At 34.7% G+C, this 17,331-nt stretch carries 19 protein-coding genes; 3 read left to right on the top strand and 16 right to left on the bottom strand.

All coding sequences use genetic code 11. From position 1 onward, the window contains the following. Positions 1-69: 69 nt before the first annotated feature. Genes kynA through kynU form a run of 3 tightly spaced genes read right to left on the bottom strand, consistent with a single transcriptional unit; the run spans position 70 to position 2,861 of the window. The gene (gene kynA / locus ILS93_RS01580) at positions 70-909 is read right to left on the bottom strand and encodes a tryptophan 2,3-dioxygenase (RefSeq protein WP_002127699.1); all 840 of its coding nucleotides are present in this window, start codon (positions 907-909) and stop codon (positions 70-72) included. A gap of 33 nt (positions 910-942) precedes the next feature. Then, a complete protein-coding gene (gene kynB, locus ILS93_RS01585) occupies positions 943-1,572 on the bottom strand; it encodes an arylformamidase (protein WP_064475462.1) in 630 nt (209 codons plus the stop codon). Between the two features lie 2 nt (positions 1,573-1,574). Continuing rightward, the gene (kynU, locus tag ILS93_RS01590; RefSeq protein WP_064475463.1) at positions 1,575-2,861 is read right to left on the bottom strand and encodes a kynureninase; all 1,287 of its coding nucleotides are present in this window, start codon (positions 2,859-2,861) and stop codon (positions 1,575-1,577) included. 159 nt (positions 2,862-3,020) lie between these two features. Here kynU and ILS93_RS01595 point away from each other — a divergent pair, with 159 nt between their 5' ends. Further along, positions 3,021-3,632, top strand: coding sequence for a TetR/AcrR family transcriptional regulator (locus ILS93_RS01595; protein WP_064475464.1), 612 nt, complete (start codon positions 3,021-3,023; stop codon positions 3,630-3,632). Between the two features lie 258 nt (positions 3,633-3,890). On the opposite strand, the gene ILS93_RS01600 is transcribed toward ILS93_RS01595, so the two are convergent. From ILS93_RS01600 to ILS93_RS01625, 6 genes are all read right to left on the bottom strand, one after another. After that, on the bottom strand, positions 3,891-4,130 hold the full coding sequence (locus tag ILS93_RS01600) for a DUF3953 domain-containing protein (protein ID WP_064475465.1): 240 nt from the start codon (positions 4,128-4,130) through the stop codon (positions 3,891-3,893). A gap of 20 nt (positions 4,131-4,150) precedes the next feature. Next, entirely contained in the window at positions 4,151-4,396 is a 246-nt protein-coding gene (locus ILS93_RS01605; protein WP_064475466.1) for a DUF3977 family protein, read from the bottom strand. Between the two features lie 111 nt (positions 4,397-4,507). Next, a complete protein-coding gene (locus ILS93_RS01610; RefSeq protein WP_064475467.1) occupies positions 4,508-6,358 on the bottom strand; it encodes a sigma-54-dependent Fis family transcriptional regulator in 1,851 nt (616 codons plus the stop codon). Between the two features lie 314 nt (positions 6,359-6,672). After that, the gene (locus ILS93_RS01615; protein ID WP_064475468.1) at positions 6,673-7,011 is read right to left on the bottom strand and encodes an NIPSNAP family protein; all 339 of its coding nucleotides are present in this window, start codon (positions 7,009-7,011) and stop codon (positions 6,673-6,675) included. 4 nt (positions 7,012-7,015) lie between these two features. Beyond that, positions 7,016-7,567 (bottom strand): GNAT family N-acetyltransferase, encoded by a 552-nt coding sequence (locus tag ILS93_RS01620; protein ID WP_064475469.1) that lies wholly within the window; start codon positions 7,565-7,567, stop codon positions 7,016-7,018. Positions 7,568-7,579: 12 nt separating this feature from the next. After that, on the bottom strand, positions 7,580-8,350 hold the full coding sequence (locus ILS93_RS01625) for a DeoR/GlpR family DNA-binding transcription regulator (RefSeq protein ID WP_064475470.1): 771 nt from the start codon (positions 8,348-8,350) through the stop codon (positions 7,580-7,582). A gap of 250 nt (positions 8,351-8,600) precedes the next feature. Between ILS93_RS01625 and ILS93_RS01630 the strand changes: the two genes are divergently transcribed. Continuing rightward, positions 8,601-9,092: a hypothetical protein gene (locus tag ILS93_RS01630; RefSeq protein WP_149173564.1), complete on the top strand. Its 492-nt coding sequence runs from the start codon at positions 8,601-8,603 to the stop codon at positions 9,090-9,092. A gap of 49 nt (positions 9,093-9,141) precedes the next feature. On the opposite strand, the gene ILS93_RS01635 is transcribed toward ILS93_RS01630, so the two are convergent. Continuing rightward, a complete protein-coding gene (locus tag ILS93_RS01635; RefSeq protein ID WP_064475472.1) occupies positions 9,142-9,798 on the bottom strand; it encodes a DUF4085 family protein in 657 nt (218 codons plus the stop codon). A gap of 220 nt (positions 9,799-10,018) precedes the next feature. Between ILS93_RS01635 and ILS93_RS01640 the strand changes: the two genes are divergently transcribed. After that, positions 10,019-10,615, top strand: a complete 597-nt coding sequence (locus tag ILS93_RS01640) for a hypothetical protein (RefSeq protein ID WP_064475473.1) — start codon at positions 10,019-10,021, stop codon at positions 10,613-10,615. Positions 10,616-10,697: 82 nt separating this feature from the next. On the opposite strand, the gene lpdA is transcribed toward ILS93_RS01640, so the two are convergent. The 6 genes from lpdA to ILS93_RS01670 form a co-directional block, all read right to left on the bottom strand. Further along, positions 10,698-12,077, bottom strand: coding sequence for a dihydrolipoyl dehydrogenase (gene lpdA / locus ILS93_RS01645; RefSeq protein WP_088046845.1), 1,380 nt, complete (start codon positions 12,075-12,077; stop codon positions 10,698-10,700). A 15-nt stretch (positions 12,078-12,092) separates the two neighbouring features. Further along, positions 12,093-13,292 (bottom strand): dihydrolipoamide acetyltransferase family protein, encoded by a 1,200-nt coding sequence (locus tag ILS93_RS01650; RefSeq protein ID WP_064475475.1) that lies wholly within the window; start codon positions 13,290-13,292, stop codon positions 12,093-12,095. Positions 13,293-13,319: 27 nt separating this feature from the next. After that, positions 13,320-14,354 (bottom strand): acetoin:2,6-dichlorophenolindophenol oxidoreductase subunit beta, encoded by a 1,035-nt coding sequence (acoB, locus tag ILS93_RS01655; protein WP_222659777.1) that lies wholly within the window; start codon positions 14,352-14,354, stop codon positions 13,320-13,322. A 17-nt stretch (positions 14,355-14,371) separates the two neighbouring features. Next, positions 14,372-15,370, bottom strand: a complete 999-nt coding sequence (gene acoA / locus ILS93_RS01660; protein ID WP_064475477.1) for an acetoin:2,6-dichlorophenolindophenol oxidoreductase subunit alpha — start codon at positions 15,368-15,370, stop codon at positions 14,372-14,374. A 169-nt stretch (positions 15,371-15,539) separates the two neighbouring features. Further along, the gene (locus ILS93_RS01665; RefSeq protein ID WP_048560849.1) at positions 15,540-16,019 is read right to left on the bottom strand and encodes a DinB family protein; all 480 of its coding nucleotides are present in this window, start codon (positions 16,017-16,019) and stop codon (positions 15,540-15,542) included. A gap of 41 nt (positions 16,020-16,060) precedes the next feature. Continuing rightward, on the bottom strand, positions 16,061-17,257 hold the full coding sequence (locus ILS93_RS01670; protein WP_064475478.1) for an MFS transporter: 1,197 nt from the start codon (positions 17,255-17,257) through the stop codon (positions 16,061-16,063). Between the last annotated feature and the right edge of the window lie 74 nt (positions 17,258-17,331).

Genomic DNA, 17,331 nt, shown 5'->3' on the forward strand with positions numbered 1-17,331 from the left:
TTTCATTAAAACATAATTGCGTTCAAATAAAAAACAAACCTGCCAGTAATGAACTGACAGGTTTGTTTTTTATAATTTCGTGCGAACATTCCAAAGCTCTGGGAAGAAACATTGATCAAGTACCCTTTTCAAATAAGATACGCCAGAAGATCCACCTGTTCCCATTTTATGACCAATAATTCGTTCTACCGTTTTCATATGACGGAAACGCCATTGTTGTAGCCAGTCTTCAATATCGATTAATTTCTCTGCAAGCTGATATAAATCCCAATATTTCTGCACGTCCGCATATACTTCTATCCAAGCCGCTTCTACAGTTGCATCCTCTTCGTAAGGCTGCGTAATATCACGATTTAACACATCTTTATGAATTGGGAATCCTTCTTTAACAAGCGCTTGTATCGCCACATCATATAAACTTGGTGTATGAAGTGCTTTATGAAGACGAGCATGTAATTCTGGGTCCTTTTCATAAATCTTTAATGCATGTGGTGTTTTATAACCAAGTGCATATTCAATCATTCGATATTGATACGATTGAAAACCTGAAGCCTGACCAAGTGAATCACGAAACTCAATATATTCTGATGGTGTTAATGTCGCAAGAATATCCCAAGATTGAATAATTTGCGACTGAATTTTTGATACACGTGCTAACATTTTAAAAGCTGGTGGTAATTTATCTTGTTTAATAGATTCAATTGCAGCATTCAATTCATGTAAAATTAGTTTCATCCAAAGCTCACTCGCTTGGTGGATAACGATAAATAACATTTCATCATGATGATCTGATAATCTTTGTTGACTAGATAATAAGCTATCTAGCTGTAAATACTCTCCATACGTCATATTCTCCTTAAAATCCGTATGAATCCCTTTTTCCATAATTACCTTTTCATTTTCTTTCATATTAGCCAAACGCCCCTTTGTGTTCATTTCTACTTATATTGGTCTAATAACAGCTCGAACTGGACTTCCATCTGCATCTGTTAAGGCAAGTGGTAATGCTATTAATTCATAATCACCGTCTGCTACATGATCTAGTACGACATTTTCTAAAATGTGTATGCCATGTTTAAACAATTGATGGTGCGCCGCTAATTCTTTATCATCTAATGGATCAACTGATGGTACATCCACGCCAATTAAACGAATTCCCTTTTCAGAAAGAAAGGCTGCAATATCTGCGCGTAAATGCGGGATTACATCTGGGAATTCATTTGCTTTACCATGTGAAGATGTACGTAATAACAATCGTTCTACACCTTCTAAATGAAAGTTTTCTAATTCCTTTTTCCCGATGCTTTCAAGATTAGAAACGTCAATGATTCGCGCTGGGCCAACATAAACTTGAATATCTAAATCCAACACCTTCTTACCGTCATTATCAAAATGAAAAGGTGCATCAATATGAGTACCTGTATGGATACTCATCGTTAACTTTCCGACATTTACTGAACCACTGTTTTCTTTTGACCATGAAACTTCATACGAGAACGGTGTATCCCCTGGCCATGTCGCGATATCATTATTTAGCGGTTGTGAAATATCAATCCACTGCGATGTTTTCATGCTTACGCCACAACCTCTCGCTTATTTTCAAAGTTTTTATATTCTTCATTTTTCATAATTTTCTTTAAAATTTGTACAGAGTTCCATACTTCCTCATACGTATTGTATAAAGCAACAGGCGCAAGTCTAACTCCATTAGGTGCACGGAAATCAGGGATAACTCCATTTGCTTTTAGCGCTTTACATATGCGTGCTGCTTCTGCATGTTCTAAATAAATGTGCCCGCCTCGTTTTTCATCCTCTAATGGATTTCCAATTATAAATCCGAAATCTTTTAATTCATGATCAATTAAATCCAGCATGTATCTTGTAATATGTAGCGATTTTTCACGTAAACGTTCTATACCAGCATCTTTAAATATTTCAAGAGAACCAATTAAAGGTGCAGTACTTAATACGTGCGGTGTACCAATTTGATAAGCACCTGCATGATCAGCAGCTGTTAATATATGTTCCATATCGAACTGCTTATCTTTTCTAGAACTAAACCAACCTGATAATCCTGGAATTCTATTAAAATGCTTTTTATTTATATAAAGACCCCCAACTCCACCTGGTCCTGCATTTAAATATTTATAATTACACCAAATAGCGAAATCAACATCCCATTCTTTGAAATGATGCGGAATAGAACCGATTGAATGACATGAATCGAATCCGATATGAATACCACGCTTATGTGCTTCGGCTGTTAAACGTTTCATATCAAGAATTTGGCCACTTCTATATAGTACAGAAGGTAATAAAATTAACGCGATATCATCTGTCATTTCCCGAATAATATCATCTTCAAAAAGTGTTCTACCATCTCGGCTCTTCACTCGTACTAAATGCTCATCTGGATCTAATCCTTTTAAACGAATTTGACTTTGAAGTGCATATATATCTGACGGGAATGTTAATTCATCCGCAAGAATTTTTGTACGTATTCCTTTCGGCTCATAAAATGTCGCAATCACTTGGTGTATATTAGTCGTTGTAGAACCGGTTACAATAACTTCTTCCGGTAAAGCTCCAATAAGAGGCGCTGTCAATTCACCTAATTTCTCCGAAAGGAAAAACCACGGATGCTCTCCTTCAGTCCAGCCGTCAATTCCATACTCCTTCCATGAATCGAGCAACGTAAGTAACGATTTCTCTGCTCTTTTTGAAAGTAGTCCTAATGAGTTTCCATCTAAATATATTGTTCCTTCTTTTTTATAGAATTCAGTTTGAAAATCTTTCAGTTCATCATGTTTATCACATTCAAGCGCATATTCATAAGTTGATTGAAATGGTTCTTTATACATGGTGTCACCTTCTTTTAATTTTCTTTTTATTCTAACTAATTGAAATATATCACCATAGTTGATATAACGTCAATGATATTATGTCAGTTGACTTTATATATGAATTTCTTTTACAATACAGTTATATTTTCAGATATTTCAGTATAAAGAGGTGATTCTTTGAAAAACAATACTCTTTCATCAAGAAAACACCGCTCCATAGAGACAAAGAAGAAACTATTACATGCTGGTTACACTATTTTTATACAGAACGGATTTCAAAAAACGACAATTACACAAATTATTAAACATGCAGAAACCGGTTATGGAACGGCATATGTATACTTTAAAAACAAAGATGATCTCCTCATCGTTTTAATGGAAGATGTTATGAATCAATTTTATGATATTGCTGAGCGCTCCTTTTCGCCTCAAACGAAAGAAGAAGCACATAAAATGATTCAAAATCAAGTTAGAGCATTCCTACAACTAGCAGAAAAAGAACGAGCTATATTGCAAGTTGTTCAAGAAGCTATAGGATTATCAAAAGAGATACGTCAAAAATGGGACGAGATACGGGAACGCTTTATAAACAGTATTGCGCAGGATATTACATACTCTCAAGAAGGTGGCTTAGCACAGCCTGAATTAAATAAAGAAATTGTAGCTAGTGCTTGGTTCGCGATGAATGAGATGTTTCTTTGGACAATTGTGAAAAATGATAAAAAATTAGAATTAGAAGTGATAGTACATACATTGACGGAAATGTATACGACTGGGCTATATAAATAGCACACTCATTTATATAAGTGTGCTATTATATGGTCTATATGTGGGTATGGTTATGCTAAAAGTGTTGTTTTAAATAACAGGAATGTTTTAGTAATATTTCCAAGGTAAGAAAAAAGAATGTATTCTCACCTCTTTTGAACTTACTTATTGGATAACAGAAAGATTTTGTATTGTTAAAAAAATGTGCAAAACAGCTACTAGAATTTTAATGAGAAAACTTAAAAAAATAAACTGTTACTCGATATGTTGAGTAACAGTTTATTTTAAATATTTTATTAAAGATACAATGATACAAAATAACGATGTAAGTAAAAGCAACAGTCCCATATTCTTATTCTTTTTTTCATCCTTCTTAACATTTTGTATCCCCATACTAGCAAGCATAAAACCTAATAATAATTGCAAAATAAGCATGCTTTGCTTCGAATCATCATTCCAACTGTAAATAGAATAGCCCATTACAATAAAAGCGAGTATGAATGTGGTAATTCTAATCATAAAAACACCCCTATTTAATTCTATTGTTTTAACCTACTTACGATTCCAACAATAAACTTATATTCAGCTCTACTTTTTCTTGCGTTCTTAAACCCTTCTTTCGTATCAAAGATAAAACACGTTTTCCGAAACCAAATTCGTACATATAAAGACTCAAAATAAATAGGTTTTATAATTCCTTGTTCCTCAAATTCAGTTCCATCTTTATTTTCAGTTTCCGTTCGAACGAACCACCTATTTCCGATGCCAATTTCAATATACTTCACATATTCCACCTTCCGAAAATTATTTTCTAACTATTCTATTATTTCCCCGGCAAGCGCACATTCCGACAGAACATGAGCCCACAAAGAAAAAGTAGATTACAAAAATCTACTTTATAGCTTATATTTTTGCATTCGCTTATAAAATGTACTTCGAGGTACATCTAACAATTTTGCAGCTAATGAAACATTTCCGTTCGTCTTTTCTAGCGCTTCAATCATGCTATCACGCTGTATTTTTTCACGGAAATTTAATGTATGCTCCGTTTTATTTTCTACTTGCAATGCAAGTTGATGTTGATTTCCCATCATGGTTTGTAATAAAAAAGAAATTTGTTTTTCGCATATTTCCTGACCTTGCGACAAAATGTAAATACGTTCTAATACATTTAGTAACTCTCGAATATTTCCGGGCCATGTATGCTGAGAAAATTGATTACAAATACTTTTTGGAAATACAACCTTCCAATCTTTTTGTTCACAAAAATGTTGTATGAAGTATGGAATATCCTCTTTTCTTTCCATTAACGATGGAACATATAGCGGATATACATGTAAACGATAATATAAATCTTGACGGAATTTCCCTTCTTCTACTAATCTCAGTAAATCTTTATGTGTCGCAGTAATAATACGAATATTTACTGGTACCTCTTTTGAACTACCAATTGGGGTTACTGTTCGTTCTTGTAAAACACGCAATAATGCGACTTGCATCTCTGGCGGTACTTCACCAATTTCGTCTAAAAATATTGTCCCTCCGTCTGCTTGTTCGAATTTCCCTTTATATCCTTGGCGCCGTGCACCTGTAAACGCTCCTTCAACATAACCGAACAATTCACTTTCCATTAATTCTTTCGGCAATGAACCACAGTTAACAGCTATAAAAGGACCATTTTTTCTTGGACTATTTTCATGAATCGCTCTCGCTACATATTCTTTCCCTACACCTGTTTCACCACAAACATATACACTAGCGTCAGTTGGAGATACAAGCTTAATTTCTTCTAAAGTATGTTGAAATGCATTGCTTGTCCCAATAACTCCAGGGAAAGTAATTCCGTTTATAAATGGAGAAGTTGAAAATACATTTCCTTGTTTATTTTCCTTTACATAAATACATTTCCCGATCATTCTTTCATTACTATATACCGGTACTTCTAATTTAGATTTCAATCCATATTGCATTAAAACTTCAAGTTTCATTCGTGACCAATTAGAAACACGTTCCCGAATCCTCTTACTAGCAGAAACGATAACATCACGATGATTACATATAACAACCTGTTCATCACTGTCAATTACATCTAAAAAACGATGGATTAAGTGTAGTTCGTTTTGATGCACTCGAATACTACATTCACGTTCAATCGCATGTGCAATCGAAGTTACCATCCCTAGCATATATGGATGTGAAAATTCAATTGGACAGGAGAAATCTAGAACTCCAATTAATTTCCCATCATCATTATGAATGGGAGCGGCCGCACAGCTCCAGCTATGAGATGCGATAGAATAATGCTCTGTACCACTTATCATAATAGCCTCTTCAATCTGTAACGCGGTTCCTATCGCATTTGTACCAACAGCTGCTTCCGTCCATTTCACACCTTCAATGAAATTAATATGTTTCGCTCGTTTTAACGTTTGTTGATTTCCACTTAACGATAGAACGTAACCGTTTGGATCAATTAATAATGCCATCATTTGCAGCTCATCAATGGTTTTCCTCATATTTTGTAATTGAGGTATTGCTATATCAAGGAAGATTTCACTCTTTTTCTTTTGATCTTGAAAAACATTAGAAGACAAAATTTTCTGACCTTTATTCATATGAGGATTCACATTTGCTTGTTTACATCGATGCCATGACTCTGAAATTCTTTCGTTCATACGGTTCGAATCAAGGATTCCTTCATCAACAAACTTTTTCCATGTATGTAAGTAAAACGGTGAAGCTAACATTGTATCATCTCCCTATTCATTATTTTGGAGATTTGTAAAAACATACTTTTATTATAAAACTGAATAAAAGCGTTTTCAATAAAACTAGAAAGACGACACAAATATGTTAATAATTCGAATATCTTAATGCACTTCTTTATTCTTTTTTAGTAAAACTATATTTTGTATAATAGACGCAAAGAAAATACATAACCAAAACCACTTTTGTGGAGTATCATTTATAAAGAAAACTATGACCGTTATTGCAAATAAAATGGTAGAAGCTAAACTAAAATATAATTTTGTTTTAATTCTCATAATCTCTCACTCCTCTATCACTTTACAGTACATACTAACTCTTCATTTTTTAACTCTAATATGTACTTCTGAAAAACATATTCTCTTCCGCCATGTTTTTCATACCAATCATGTATTCTTTTAATATGCATCTCGTCGCTTCTAATTTTCGATTCAATTTCTTTATACTGTTTATAACTATCATATTCCCATATGGCGAATATTTCAGTTGTACCATCATTATTATCTTTCATCCAGCGTCCTATTAGCCTGGAACCATGCTTTAACTGGTTAGGTAAGTTTGTGTTAGTAAAATGCTCATTAAATATTTCTACAAATTCATTTTTTACTATATAGTACTTTCTTCTGTAAAACATCCCACTACACCTCTTTTATGAATCTTCCCATTACAACCGTATTATAATACTTCCCATCCGACAGCTTTTTGTCATTTTTCAAAATACCTTCTACTTCAAAACCTAATTTTTTATAAAGTTGAATAGCTTTTTCATTTGTCTCTAGCACTTGTAATGATATCTTTTTCACTTCATTTTCATCAGCCCACTGAATAGATTGTTGCAAGAGACTTTTACCAATTCTATATCCCCAAAACTCTCTTAAAATACAAACACCAAATTCTACTTTATGAGTTAATCTCTTCAAATTTGATCCTTCACATCTTGAAAATCCCACGATTCGCTTGTCCACTTCTGCAACTAAAAAGAGATTTTTCGTCTCTTCACTATCTGTTTTTATTATTTTTTGAAAACCTATCTTATCTATAAATCCCTCTCCAGCTTCTCTATCCATATTTTCAGTTTCGCCATCGATCTGAGCTCTAATTTCCGATAACTGCTCAGCATCCGTTTCAGCTGTAGAACGAATTGTAAAAGTTAATCCATTTATATGAAACTCTTGTCCTTTTATAATCATTTCAAACTCCTTTTAAATGGGGGTTATTGACGCTATTATAATTTCTTTACCTTGTTTCTCAAATTGTTGAATCGTTTCTTTACTAGCCTCTTCATCTGTTATTATAAGGTCAATTTCTATTAGTGACTCTCCTTTAATAAAGCAGTCTATTCCGAGTTTATTATGAGGAGCTAAACAAATGTTTCTTCTAGCAATTTTACTTACTGTTTTTCCAAAATAAGCAACTTCCGGCGTTGCAGTACTTATACCATTCAATGAAATGCCCCCACCTGTAGAGAAATAAAGATCAATAGATAATCTACTTATCATTTCAGAGGCAATTGTATCTGTCATATTCCCTGATGGTTTCACCTTTCCACCAATTAAGTATGTATCAATGTTCTTATATTCCCGTAAGGTACTAGCAATTTCTAAAGAATTCGTAATCACTGTAAATGACATTTCAGGTAAGTATTTTAACATAGCATAATGAGTAGAAGCCCCGCCAATAAAAACGGAATCGCCTTCTTGTATGTAGGATACAGCAACTTTCGCAATCGCATCTTCCTCTATTGAACTATCACGATAACGTTTCGTTGGTTCGGCAGCTAAGTTTCTCACTCGCGTAAGTTCGATTGCACCTCCATGTGTTCTTTTTAACAAGCCATCCTTCTCCATAATAGACAAATCTCTTCTTATAGAATCAATAGACATATCGAAACTTTCCGCAAGATCTTTAGCAATTACCCTTCCACCTTTCTTAAGTAACTCCAAAATTTTCTCTCTACGCTCTTCAGTAAACATATACCCACCGCCGTTATTGAAGATTCTGAAATCTCATCCTTATTTTAATTATATGCATGTCTCTTCCGTTTTACAATATTTTCAATTCTTATTCACTCCGTTTTATTCAGCTTTTTCCCTCTTTCTATACCATTAACTTTATAACGAAATAAATGTATATTTGTATATTTCACAAACATACTTCCATTTAACTTCCTATTGATGTAAAATTATTCCTATGTTTTACTTTTTAACACAGAAAGGAATTATTATGAAATCTATAATTAAAGTAACTTGTACAGCATTATTATTTACAGGAATAATGGTAGGATGTAATGGTAGTACTACACCAAAACAAGAAAAGAGCGCTCTTGAAAAGGATGCAATGCATTATGGGGAAATATATAAAAATGAATACTATAGAGCAACTGTTGAAAATGCTAAATTCGAAAAAATAGACAAAGAGTGGCGTCTCACAGCTCGTGTTACTATGAATAATGCTCGTGCTGACGGACAAACGATAGATCTTTCAGAAATAAAATATTTCATAAAAGATGAAAAAACAGGTGAAAAACACGAAGGTGAAGTTATACAAAATGAAAATGCTAAAAAGGTTCCTTCTGAGTTTTCTTTAACTACCGACATTGTATTTAATATGAAAGCTTCTCCAAAAGATTTAAATAATATGTATTTATACATAGATAGCAAAGCTGCGCCGTTAACAGATACTTATTGGAAACTTGATAATTTAGCATCTAAATAAAAAACAGTCTTATAAGACTGTTTTTTTGTTTGTAAAGTTATAAAGTTTACTAGTTACCTATCTCAAGCAATACGTCTTTTGCACAAATTGTCACTTCTTCAAATGGGCAATCAAATAAAACACCCAATTCGAACCCTTCATTAGTAAGATCTATTTCATGACATAACCACCAAGCACCTTCAAAATCTTCCGGAATAGAACATTTCGTTACCCCTATAAAAGTTACTTGCAGTTTATCAAATTCACTGAAAGTACCACTGCAATCTAAAGTTATTATTAGCTTATCTTCTGACCTTCTTTCTACTGATTTGACTACACTGTCATGTAGTGAGTATTCATGTAGTTGAACGACATTCTGCGCAAGCTTTTCTTTTATAGTATTATAATTATCTAAATACGCTTGTTCTAAATCACTCATTCTTTTCTCATAATCTACTGTCCACTCAAGCGTAAGTTTCTTTAATTTTTCCGATGGGTATTCTGAATTAATTGTATTTTCATGAATGTATGGATGTAATGACTTAGGTAGACACTTTAATAGATCTTCTTTCTTTTCTTCCACGTCTTCTCTTAAACCTTGCTTGTAATCCATTCCTATCTTTTTGCTCTCTCGCAACAACTCTTCCCATTCTTCTACTGTTTCTGGGAAAATTAAAAATCCAGATACTTGCATTTCTTTATACCAATCTTTATTGAAATACTTCAATCGCTTCCCTCCTAAAACATTTTAACATCCAACAAAAGCAATACATCTATTTATTATATCATTCCAATAACTATTTTTTCTAAAGAAAAAATGCAAAACTGTAAATATTCCGCCTTTTATTTCTAAAACTTCAGAATATTTACAATAGTTAATAATTAGAATACATTTTACTAGTACAAAGTTTCACCTGTACAAAATCTAAACAAAAAGGGATGGTTATATGTTGAAGAAATTAGTAGCAGGTACACTAGTAGCGGGATTTGCATTCACTGGAGGACTAGGAGTAGCAAGTGCTGAAGAAAAAAGTAATGTAATTAAATCATTTGATTATTTAAAAGTTGATGAACAAAATGTTACTTCTTTTGCAAAATTAAGCGAGCAGGAGAAAAAAGACATCCAAATTACTATGGTCCTACCTGAGCAAAATGAAAATGGAGATTGGTTAGCTTACGGGTTTACTAGTAGAGAAACATTGGATGCTTATGTTGAAAAGGATAAAAAAGCGCTTAAAAATAAAATTAATCCTTTAGGTAGCGGTGCTGGTAGTACTGATTTTTATGAACATAAAGATAAAGGTGGCCAATATATTTACTGGAGCAGCGGTTTTAAAAACTTGCCTTCTAGCTGGAATGACAGAATTTCTTCTGTAAGTACAGCATCGCCTTCAGCAAGTTATTCAACGACACTTTGGGAGCATACTTCAACACAAGGATATGGAAAAGGTGTTGTATTCAAACATGCTGATTGGTACGGTAAAACTGCTAATTTAGCTGCTGATTGGAACGATATTACTTCAGCGATTGACGTTAAAAAGTAAAAAGTTATTTAATTTCTTCTATAAAAATCCAAACCACTATTCTCTCATTCATTTAGAGAATAGTGGTTTATTATATTTTCATTTAAGCATGTACAGCATGTCCTATAGCTTGTAATAACGCTTCATGAATCGCTTCAGATAAAGTTGGATGTGCTGCAATATAATCTCTCATAATATCAGCGGTAACTTCTGTATGAATCATTACAGTTCCTTGTCCGATTAGTTCCGTTGCACGAGGACCGATAATAGAAATCCCAACAATTTCTTGATATTTAGGTTCCACAATAACTTTTACTTTACCCGTTTGTTCTCCAATAATAAGCGCTTTTCCGTTCGCTGTAAAAGGAAATTCTCCGATAAGAATATCACCATATTGTTCTCTTGCATCTTTTTCGCTTAAACCAACACTTGCGATTTCTGGGGATGTGTATATACATCGAGGTACTGCATGATAGTTAACTTTTACATCTTCTCCGCTCGCATGTAATGCTGCTGTCATCCCTTCATGGAAGGCAACGTGAGCAAGTTGTATTCCACCAATCACATCACCTGCTGCGTAAATATGTGATCTGTTTGTTTGCATATGTTCATTCACAGAAATTCCTTTATTTAAAAATTGAATACCTGCTTTTTCTAAACCTAATTCTTGTACACGTGGTTTTCGGCCGACAGAAACGATAACATATTCCGGATTGGCTTCTTGGATACTTCCTTCATATTCAAATGAAGCTTGCTTCTTATAATTATTTAATCCTTTTAAAGCAGCTCCTGTAAATATTTCTGCGCCATCATTTTCTAGTTTATCTCTTAAAATATGTGCGATATCTTCATCTTCACCAGGTAATAATTGCGATGCCCTTTCAACAATCGTAACTTTTGTTCCAAGACGACTATAAATACTTGCAAACTCGCAACCTATTACACCACCGCCAACGATTAGTAATGATTTTGGTATACTTTCTAGGGACATTGCATGGCTACTATTTAAAATCCACTTCCCATCAAATGGAGCAAAAGGTAATTCAGTCGGTTCTGATCCTGCCGCTATAATGAACTGTTCTCCATCTACTACATCCTCTTTATTATCGTTTGTAACTCGTACTCGGTGATCCGTTTCAAAATTCGCTTTACCTTGTATAACTTTTATTTTATTTTTCTTCATTAAATATTGAATTCCTTGGACGAGCTGCGTTACGATTTGTGATTTCCTCGCCTGTATTTGCTTCCAATCAATTGATATACTTCCATTGTTAAGTGCAATTCCATAATGATTCGCTTTTCTCACAATGTCATGCACTTCTGCACTTTCTAACAATGATTTCGTAGGCATACAACCAACATTTAAACAAGTCCCGCCAAGATCCGCTTCATCAATAAGAGTGACATCTTTCCCATTTTGAGCCGCGGTAATTGCTGCTACATAGCCAGCAGGTCCGCCTCCAATAACGACTAATTTACTCATTCTCTCACCTTCTCTTTATAAAAGAATTGTTACAGATTCTTCTAAATAACGTTTAATTGTGCGTAAAAATGCAGCTGCTGGTGCACCGTCTAGTACACGATGATCGAATGTTAAACTTAAAGGTAACATACTTCCTTTTCTTAATTTTTTCCCTTTATATACAGGGACATGTTCAATTGCACCAACACCTAAAATACCAGTCTCAGGTGTATTTAATACCGGCGTAAAATATTCAATACCGAAGCTACCTAAATTACTAATTGTAAAGGTTGTTCCTTGCATATCATCACTATTTAAACTGCCTGCTCGTGCCTTTTGTGCCACATTTTTAATTTCTTTAGATAACTCTACTAAAGATAAATGATTAGCAAAGCGAATAGCCGGAACGACTAATCCTTTTTCTAACGCGACTGCCATGCCTAAATGAACATGTTCAAATTGATGAATTGCATCATCTATATAAGCGCTGTTCATTTCTTTATGCTCCGCAAGTGCTAATACAACAGCGCGAGAAACGAAATCCGTAATGGTTAGTTTGTTATCGTATCGTTTTTGTACAACTTCCGCTATGTCTTTATGTAAAGCAACTAAATCTGTCACATCTACTTTCATCGTTAATGTTAATTGCGCACTATTTTGTAAGCTTGTATGCATACGGTTTGCGATTGCTTTCCGCATACCAGTAACAGGAATGACTTTACTTCCCTCTTGTTCAAGTATTTCTGGAATTGTAACTCTTTCCTCAAGTGCCTTTAAAACATCTACCTTTGTAATTCTTCCGCCAGGACCTGTACCAATTAATGATCTAATATCAAGATTTTCAGTTTTTGCAATTTTCTTCGCAACAGGAGATATTTTGACTCTTTGCTTCGTCACATCTATCGCATATTGTTCTGCATGTTGTAAAATTTTAGGTTCTGGATTCGGTGTTTTCTCTTCTTCAACATTTGTACTTTCATAGACATCTACTTTTTCGCTCGGTTTACCGATATAGCAAATTACAGTGCCAGGTGGAACTCCCTCATCTTCACTTACAGCTATGTCAAGAACAGTTCCATCAGCTGGTGCTTCTATTTCCGTTTCGATTTTTTCTGAGTTAATACTAGCAATTAGTTCACCTTTTTCTACATTATCACCTGCTTTAATATTCCAGCTCGTAATAATACCTTCTTTCATCGCCATACCTAACTTTGGCATTACAACTTCTACAGCCATAGTTCTCTCTCCCTTCTAATCGTTTCATTACACATGTAATAAAGATTGGTCTCCGATCATTTCTGATACAGTTTCAATTACTTTCTCCGGCGTTGGTAAATATAACTTTTCAAGTGGTGGTGAGAACGGAACTGGTGTATGTGGTGCTGTAATTCGTTTAATTGGTGCATCTAACAAATCGAATCCTTTATCCGCTACAATTGCTGCAATATCTGTTGCGATACTACATCTTGGATTTGCTTCGTCAATAACAATCAGGCGATTCGTTTTTTCAACAGATGCTAAAATCGTATCTTCATCCAGCGGTGATAAAGAACGTGGATCGATTACTTCTACTTCGAGTCCCTTTTTCGATAATTGCTTTGCAGCTGCAAGTGCTGTATGAACTTGTTTTCCAATTGCGACGATTGTTACATCAGAACCTTCACGTTTAATATCTGCTTTTCCTAAAGGAATTGTATAGTACCCTTCTGGCACTTCACCTTTCATATTGTAAAGTGTTTTATCTTCAAAGAAGATTACTGGATCATCATCTTCAATTGCCGCCAATAATAAGCCTTTTGCGTCATACGGAGTAGAAGGAACGACGACTTTTATACCTGGAATGCTCGTAAATAAAGCATATAAACTTTGTGAATGCTGCGCTGCTGCACTAAAACCAGCACCATGCATCGTACGTACTGTAACTGGTACTTTCGCTTTACCACCGAACATATAACGGAATTTTGCACCTTGGTTTAATATTTGATCAAGACAACTACCGATAAAGTCATTAAACATTAATTCAGCAATCGGACGTAATCCTGTTGCCGCAGCTGCCATCGCTGCTCCCATATAACCAGCTTCAGAAATTGGAGTATCTAAAATACGATTTCGGCCAAATTCTTGTACAAGTCCTTTCGTAACACCAAGAACACCGCCCCATGCTTCATCATCTTGCAAGTGATCAACTTGTGCACCTCCTGCAACGTCTTCTCCTATCAAAATTACATTTTCATCACGACGCATTGAAACTTTCATCGCTTCATTAATTGCAGTTGACATACTTACTGTTCTAGTCATTATTTTTCACCCTCCTCTTATTTGTAAGAAACGTATACATCTTTTAATAATTCTTCATCCTCTGGATATGGACTATTTTCACTAAATTCAATCGATCTTTGCACTGCTTCATCTACTGCCTTTTCCATATCCACAAGTTCGGATTCCGTTAATAAAGCTTCATGAATTAAATGCTTGCGGAAATGCACAATCGCATCTTTTTCATTTAAATGTTCTTCTTTTTCTTCCGCTGTTTTATACGTTTGTGCTTCTCCTTCAAAATGACCGTAATTACGATATGTCATGCATTCAATTAAAGTTGGGCCACCGCCATTACGTGCACGCTCAACAGCCTCTTCCGCCGCTTTATATACTGCTAATAGATCTTTTCCATCTACTTGAACACCCGGAATGTTATATGCTTTTGCACGATCAGCAATAGAGTTACAACTAGAAGCATATTCAAATGTCGTTGCTTCACCGTAACCGTTATTTTCTGCGATAAAAATAACTGGTAACTTCCAAATCGCTGCTAAATTAACCCCTTCATGGAATGTTCCTTCATTATTTGCTCCGTCACCGAAGAAGCAAACACTTACATCTTTCGTTCCTTTATATTTAGCTGTTAATGCTGAGCCGCAAGCAAGTGGAAAACCTCCGCCTACAATCCCATTTGCACCAAGCATTCCTTTATTTAAATCGGCAATATGCATGGAACCGCCTTTACCTTTACATAACCCTGTCACTTTCCCGAAAAGTTCAGCCATCATCCCGTTTAAATCACAGCCTTTTGCGATACAATGTCCATGTCCTCTATGCGTACTTGTAATACTGTCACTATCTGTTAAGTGGGCACATACACCAACTGCTACTGCTTCTTCACCAGCGTATAAATGAACGAAACCTGGCAGAACGCCTTGCGCGAACAATTCATGCACCTTGTCTTCAAACTTACGAATCTCTAACATTTTTTCATACATCCAACGAGCTTGTTCTTTCGTAATTTCATTCCCTTTACTTTCAGTTGTTTTTAACATGTCCAGCCCTCCTATTTTCTTGTTCATCTTTTATATTGCAAGTACTGTGCCAAATTCTAATCCTTGATTTCATGGGTTTTCTCATTTCTTTCATAATAAAAAAGTGGACAAAATGAGACATATGTCTCGTTTTGTCCACTTTTGTTCACCTAATTTGAGAATTATTATCTTATTCATTCTCAAAACTCTTCTGTAACTTCCGGATGTAAATAATTTGACCAATATGATAAGCATTATGAGTTGTTACATTCGCCAATATTTCCCACCACTTTGCGGAAACAGAAAATCCAACTACATCACTTTCCACCTTCTCTTCATTTATAAGCTTTTGCCATTGTAACAGTTTCTCTAGTAGTTTTTCTCTCAACTCATCGAAGGTTTGATTATTTGAAAGCATAAAACTTTTGTTATTATCACCAATAGCGGGCACGGCATCCACATTCGATTCTTTGTACCTAGTTTGCCACGTTGAATTCCAATACAGTAAATGTTGTACAATTTCAGCTATACTATTACTCTCTTCATTCGGTTTCCAGAAAGCTTCTCTCTCAGGTAGATCTTTCACTGCATCTGAAAATGGAATATACCAACTAGGATCGTTTGCATTCGCTAATAATTGATCTGCTAATACATCTTTCACATGTACCACTTTACGTCCTCCCTTTAAAAAGATTCATTTCATGACAATACTCACTTCTCTAAATACGCTGAGTTTGTAAGATTTCCTCTTTTTAAACGCAATCCCATACATATACATATAAAGAAACCGAACGCACCTAATCCATAAGCAGCTGTATAACCACTTGTTTCAATAATCCAGCCTGCAAGTCCTGGTCCAATCATTTGACCAACTGCATAAAAAACAGATATAAAACTAATTGCCATCGATACATACTTTTGGGATACTTGCTTTGATGCTGCAACTTGTATTAATAAAAGGATACCACCGAGGCTAGAACCCCAAATTATTGCCGATACGATAAAACCCATTATGTTTTCAAAAAGGATTGGCACCACATCACCTATTACAGCTAATATAAGTGCAATACATAACGTTTTCTTTATGCCAATCCGATCTGAAATCAATCCCCAGATAGGAGCTCCTACTATTGAAAACATACCGGCAATTGCATAAATAGTTCCTGACATCGCTGCCGAAATACCACTATCAATCATAAAACTAGTTTGATATAAATTCGGAATTAAGTAAACAATGCCCACAATAAAATACATCCATGCAATAACATATAGTTCTTTTGTTTTCCATAAAAACGATTTATAATTCCCTTTTTCCTCATCTTCGGTTACATCAGGATTTTTCAAAATAATTGAAGCGATACATACTACGATACATGTAATAACCCCAAACAAAAACCATACACCACGCCAACTGTACGCAGGAAATGTACGTACTACATAAGGAACAATTATTCCACTAAATAACATACCTATGCCAGCACCGCTTAATAACAGCCCCATTACAGTTCCTCTTTTGTCCGGAAACCATCCTACCGTTATTGACATGAGTGGTGTATATACTAAAGCACTACCAGCTCCAGCACATAGCATACAAATAGCGACTAGCCAAAATGAATAAACAAAGGCTAATCCCAATAAGCTTACAACAACAAGCCAACTCCCTATTAATAAAACGGATTTTGCGCCGAAACGGATAGTAAATATTCCAGATGTTCCTACAGTTAATAAATATCCTAAAAAAAGTATTGTTCCTAACATACCTGATTGAGCTGTAGATAAATGAAGTCCCTCTTGCATAAATGGCAATATAATTCCATATGCCATACGTGCAAAACCGGTTGTTGTTATAATAAGAAACATCCCTGTTAATACAAATAGCCAAAAATGACTTTCATTCCGCTCTTTCATTTAAATTCCTCCATAAAAAATTATTTCCAATTGGATGTTGTTTGTAATTATAATGACCATTACAAAAAGCAACT

It is taken from the genome of Bacillus sp. 16GRE42 (assembly GCF_019837435.1).
GTDB lineage: Bacteria > Bacillota > Bacilli > Bacillales > Bacillaceae_G > Bacillus_A > Bacillus_A wiedmannii.

Coding starts and splice junctions, on each gene's coding strand:
- kynA (WP_002127699.1), bottom strand. CDS start 909: ATGAAAGAAAATGAAAAGGTAATTATGGAAAAAGGGATTCATACGGAT.
- kynB (WP_064475462.1), bottom strand. CDS start 1,572: ATGAAAACATCGCAGTGGATTGATATTTCACAACCGCTAAATAATGAT.
- kynU (WP_064475463.1), bottom strand. CDS start 2,861: ATGTATAAAGAACCATTTCAATCAACTTATGAATATGCGCTTGAATGT.
- ILS93_RS01600 (WP_064475465.1), bottom strand. CDS start 4,130: ATGATTAGAATTACCACATTCATACTCGCTTTTATTGTAATGGGCTAT.
- ILS93_RS01610 (WP_064475467.1), bottom strand. CDS start 6,358: ATGTTAGCTTCACCGTTTTACTTACATACATGGAAAAAGTTTGTTGAT.
- ILS93_RS01615 (WP_064475468.1), bottom strand. CDS start 7,011: ATGTTTTACAGAAGAAAGTACTATATAGTAAAAAATGAATTTGTAGAA.
- ILS93_RS01620 (WP_064475469.1), bottom strand. CDS start 7,567: ATGATTATAAAAGGACAAGAGTTTCATATAAATGGATTAACTTTTACA.
- ILS93_RS01625 (WP_064475470.1), bottom strand. CDS start 8,350: ATGTTTACTGAAGAGCGTAGAGAGAAAATTTTGGAGTTACTTAAGAAA.
- ILS93_RS01630 (WP_149173564.1), top strand. CDS start 8,601: ATGAAATCTATAATTAAAGTAACTTGTACAGCATTATTATTTACAGGA.
- ILS93_RS01640 (WP_064475473.1), top strand. CDS start 10,019: ATGTTGAAGAAATTAGTAGCAGGTACACTAGTAGCGGGATTTGCATTC.
- lpdA (WP_088046845.1), bottom strand. CDS start 12,077: ATGAGTAAATTAGTCGTTATTGGAGGCGGACCTGCTGGCTATGTAGCA.
- ILS93_RS01650 (WP_064475475.1), bottom strand. CDS start 13,292: ATGGCTGTAGAAGTTGTAATGCCAAAGTTAGGTATGGCGATGAAAGAA.
- acoB (WP_222659777.1), bottom strand. CDS start 14,354: ATGACTAGAACAGTAAGTATGTCAACTGCAATTAATGAAGCGATGAAA.
- acoA (WP_064475477.1), bottom strand. CDS start 15,370: ATGTTAAAAACAACTGAAAGTAAAGGGAATGAAATTACGAAAGAACAA.
- ILS93_RS01670 (WP_064475478.1), bottom strand. CDS start 17,257: ATGAAAGAGCGGAATGAAAGTCATTTTTGGCTATTTGTATTAACAGGG.